The sequence below is a fragment of the Scytonema hankhaensis NUACC26 genome (assembly GCF_045865695.1).
Taxonomy (GTDB): domain Bacteria; phylum Cyanobacteriota; class Cyanobacteriia; order Cyanobacteriales; family Nostocaceae; genus Scytonema.
Window position 1 is genome coordinate 1 of sequence record NZ_BAACAP010000024.1, and the last position, 4,078, is coordinate 4,078.

3 protein-coding genes and 1 pseudogene are annotated in these 4,078 nt (G+C 46.0%); all 4 read left to right on the forward strand.

Annotated elements, in window-relative coordinates:
• Window positions 1-440: 440 nt before the first annotated feature.
• The 4 genes and pseudogenes from ACKTT2_RS00380 (at window position 441) to ACKTT2_RS00395 (ending at window position 3,277) form a co-directional block, all read left to right on the forward strand.
• Entirely contained in the window at window positions 441-1,205 is a 765-nt protein-coding gene (locus ACKTT2_RS00380; protein ID WP_407882842.1) for a ParA family protein, read from the forward strand.
• The gene (locus tag ACKTT2_RS00385) at window positions 1,202-2,134 is read left to right on the forward strand and encodes a ParB/RepB/Spo0J family partition protein (protein ID WP_407882844.1); all 933 of its coding nucleotides are present in this window, start codon (window positions 1,202-1,204) and stop codon (window positions 2,132-2,134) included. Before ACKTT2_RS00380 ends, ACKTT2_RS00385 begins: the two co-directional genes overlap by 4 nt.
• A gap of 59 nt (window positions 2,135-2,193) precedes the next feature.
• Window positions 2,194-2,391, forward strand: a pseudogene (locus ACKTT2_RS00390) (tyrosine-type recombinase/integrase); the annotation flags it as partial.
• A gap of 52 nt (window positions 2,392-2,443) precedes the next feature.
• Window positions 2,444-3,277 carry a hypothetical protein gene (locus ACKTT2_RS00395; protein ID WP_407882846.1) on the forward strand — a complete coding sequence of 278 codons (834 nt, stop codon included), beginning with the start codon at window positions 2,444-2,446 and terminating at the stop codon, window positions 3,275-3,277.
• Window positions 3,278-4,078 lie beyond the last annotated feature (801 nt).

The following is a 4,078-nucleotide window of genomic DNA, read 5'->3' on the forward strand; positions in this document are numbered from 1 at the left end:
CGTTTACCAATTCGCTGCACAGGTGATTTAGTAAAAGTGAACAATCATTTTCTCCTCAAAAATCCTCAAAACTTTCACGCTTGACAATCTCTAATTCAGCGTCCAGAGCAGTCCTAACTTCGCCATCAATTAAGCGGTCCGCACAGATATCGGCTGTCTTTAATACAAATGGCGCACAACCATATTCACTGTCCCAAATGGTAAATGTGAAAACTTCGGAAAAAGACGGAGGGTTTTGCTTTAAACTAAAAGAATAAAGTTCTTAACTGGCACGGAGCCATTTTGTACTACTAAAGCGCTATTAGTGCAGTCAAACAATACTGCATTTCCACGCAAGACAACACTTGCAACCAAGGGGTGCGATAGGAGCGAAAAGAACTCTATTGTTTACTTAAGGAATTTATTGTTCAGGAAAGGACTTTATTATAAGGGAACAAGAATTGACCAAGGTCATCTCACTTTTTAACCAGGCAGGGGGCGTTGCCAAGACGACGACCGCCCAAAACCTTGGCTATCATCTTTCCCTACGCCAACACCGCGTTCTGCTCGTGGATATCGACCCCCAAGCATCTTTAACAACATTTATGGGGTTGGAGCCATCTGATTTAGAAAAAACAATATACTCAGCCCTGGTGTCTGAAGAAGATGACGAACCCGTACCCATACACCAAGACGTACACGGCATGGACTTAGCTCCTGCCAACATTTTGCTCGCCAATGCCGAACAAGAACTGATATTTGCGGAACTCAGAGAATTCCGACTGAAAGAGGTACTGTCTCCCTTATTGGATAACTACGACTTTATTTTGATTGACTGTCCACCCAGTTTGGGCATTCTCAGCCAAATCAGTTTGGTTGCTTCCACTCACGTACTCGTTCCCATCCAGTGTCAGTTTAAAGCACTGAAGGGTACAGACTCGCTGCTGAAAACTGTGGCTCGCGTACAGCGCAAGCTCAACCGCTCTCTCAAAATAGCAGGGTTTTTCCCTACGATGTACTCTGCTAATAATTCTCTAGACCAAAGAACCCTAGAATCCATACGCGAGCAACTGTCCCCCATAGTCACAATATTTACCCCACTACCAAGAGCAACAGCGGTGGCAGAAGCTGCCGAGTATGGCAAACCTTTGGCACTATGCCCTAACAAAAATCCAGCTATTCTCCACATCTTTGACGAGATAGCGATCGCTATGGAGGAAATATGAGTACCCGGAGTCCACGACGAACTACCCAAAAACCCCCGGCTGATAGAAGCAAGCTCAAAAACGTCGCCTTGTTCAAAGAATCCGAGCAAGCGGCAACTGACAAGCTGCCAATAGATAAGATTGTCTTGCCACCCACTCAACCCCGGCGTTATTTTGACTCCAAAGCCATGCAATCTCTGGTAGAGTCAGTCAAACGCGATGGCATCCTCCAGCCCCTGTTGGTGCGAAGAGTGAAAGACCAATATGAGTTGGTAGCAGGAGAGCGGCGCTATAAAGCGGCACAAGAAGTCGGCTTGACTGAAGTGCCTGTGACCATCCGCGAGCTGTCAGACTCGCAGGCGGTACAGTATGCCTTAGTGGAAAACCTGCAAAGGGAGGACTTAAACCCAATAGAAGAAACTTCAGGAATCTTACAACTTCTGGCGATGAACTTAGAATGCGTTGTAGACGAAGTTCCCGCCTTGCTGTACAGACTGAACAATGAAGCGAAAGGCATAGTTAACCGAAGCGTTTCAGTTAACTCGAATCTGGAAACAGTAGAAAAAGTGTTTGCTGAGTTGGGACGAATGAACTGGCAATCCTTCGTCCGCACCCGACTGCCACTGTTAAAACTGCCGGATGATATTCTTGAAGCTCTGCGAACGGGACGCATTGAGTACACCAAAGCCAAGGAAATAGCTAAGCTGGAGTCAGTAGAAGACAGGGCTGAACTCTTAGAAGCCGCCATTGAAATACCTCTGTCTCTCTCACAAATCAAAGAAATTGTCAAAAAGAAACAACCAAAAACAGAAACCTCTACCTTGCAAAGCCGTCTGGAAACCACCTACCTGAAGGCGAAGAAGTCAAAGATTTGGGAGAATCAAGAGAAGCAGGAAAAACTAGAATCTTTGTTGGCAGAACTAGAAGCGCTTATGAATGATTCCAAATAAGTGATGGCAGCTTGCGATAAGCGAGCGATTACGCCGTCCATGCGTATCGCCATGTTCGGGAAATTGTAAGCAAAGCAGGTGAGCGGGCAGGAATCAAAGGCGTTAGCCCACATTGGTTAAGACACAGCCACGCCTCACACTCATTGAATCGGGATGCGGCTCCTCAACTAGTGCAGCACACGTTGGGGCATAAATCTTTAGACACTACTAGTCGGTATGCTTACGCCAAGCCTAACGACAGTAGCGGATATATCTAGCAAGATAGGGGAAATCCCTCCATCCACACACCATAAGCAAAAGGATTGAGATATGAAAGTTCGATGCCAGTATTGCCTAACAGAATGCCGAAGCGACTACAACAAGGCGATTAGAACCTGTAGCTACTGCCAAAACGATTCAACAAGACCTAGCAGAATGCTGGGAATCAGGAGAAAGTTAGAGACTGAAAAGCGGATACCACAAATTTCAGTACAAATGAAAAGTTTGAACTTTGGACAAAAAAGTACATCTAATATCCTTTCAGATATCCTTGCTAATTGCCCTCAGTGCGGTAAAGAGTGTCTTAAGGATGGGATTGAGGAAAACGGTGTGTGCGTGATGTGCCGCCTTTCGACAGAATTACAGTCAGTAGCAGTCCCTAAGCCAACCCCGAAGCCAGTTCCCAAAACCCCATCTTCTGTACCCCTGTCATCACAAACGAAAAGTTTGAACTTTGGACACAAAAGTACATCTAATACCTTCTCAGATATCCTTGCTAATTGCCCTCAGTGCGGTGAACAGTGTCTTAAGAATGGGATTGAGGAAAACGGTGTGTGCGTGATGTGCCGCCTTTCGACAGAATTGCAGTCAGTAGCAGTCCCTAAGCTAACCCCGAAGCCAGTTCTCAGTCCCGCATCTTCAACAACCACATCTAGAGCCAGTAGGTTTACCGCTTGCCCCCAGTGCGGAAAGGACACGCTTAAGAAATTTGTTGAAGAAAACGGAGCTTGTCCGGTTTGTAACTTTAGTAATCAGATGCAAGCGCTAATATCAAAACCGGACACAGTTACTTGTCCTCAGTGCAAGCAAGAAAAGCCCAAAACCTCTATGGATGGAGATGTTTGCTTAAAGTGCAGCCTTACTAATCAATTTAAGGAACTGTAAAGCGATCGCGAATGCTTCGGCTTAAGCTGTATCGCTTTGCCCTCCCTGTAACAAACTATTAAGCATTGTGCCAGTTGTAGCCTATCACTACATAACACAGTGCTTATTTTTCGTTGGATTTGTAGCACGAAAACACACCGCTGGTGTGCTTAACAATGTGCCAGTTGCAATCAAAAACCCCAGCGATAGCAACGAAAAGCGCGGCTGGGCGATCGCATCGCATCTCTTGCGGGCGCTTCCCTCTAAGACGCACTCGCGTTCGCGAGATCGCCCGACTGTTCCAACTCAGAGGGTAAGGGGTTCAATGTCGGAAAAGCCAAACTTGTAAAAGTTGGGTGTGATAAGGTTGCAAGCACTCGTCAGCGGCTAACTGTACCCCAATCTTATCACTGGCAATGTGTAATTGCCTTGCCGTCTCTCCTACCATCCTACGCTTATCTGTTGAGCCTAGTGCTCTTGATTCTAGGTAAAGCGCGTGACTAGGAGAGGGTAAACAAAAAGTTACGGTTGACTCTAGTTGACTACCCTTTTTGATTACACCATTGCTTTTTGTTGTTTACTGATGCTCCTGCTGACCGCGCATCTTTAAGAGACAATCAGCGCTTCCACTGTACTGTCTACCATACGATTAGGTACTGTCCACCATACGATTAGGTACTGTCCACCATACTGTTAAGTGGACTTAGGCAGAAAATCCAGTATACACTCGTGCTGCCGTATGGTGGACAACGCACAGTCCACAGTGTACAACTTGACCAACCAAACTGAAAAAAGCGATAATTTTTCAAAAATTCCTATAAG

Bases quoted from the DNA above. Each gene is read 5' to 3' on its own strand.
- ACKTT2_RS00395 (WP_407882846.1), top strand. From the start codon at position 2,444: ATGAAAGTTCGATGCCAGTATTGCCTAACAGAATGCCGAAGCGACTAC.
- ACKTT2_RS00385 (WP_407882844.1), top strand. From the start codon at position 1,202: ATGAGTACCCGGAGTCCACGACGAACTACCCAAAAACCCCCGGCTGAT.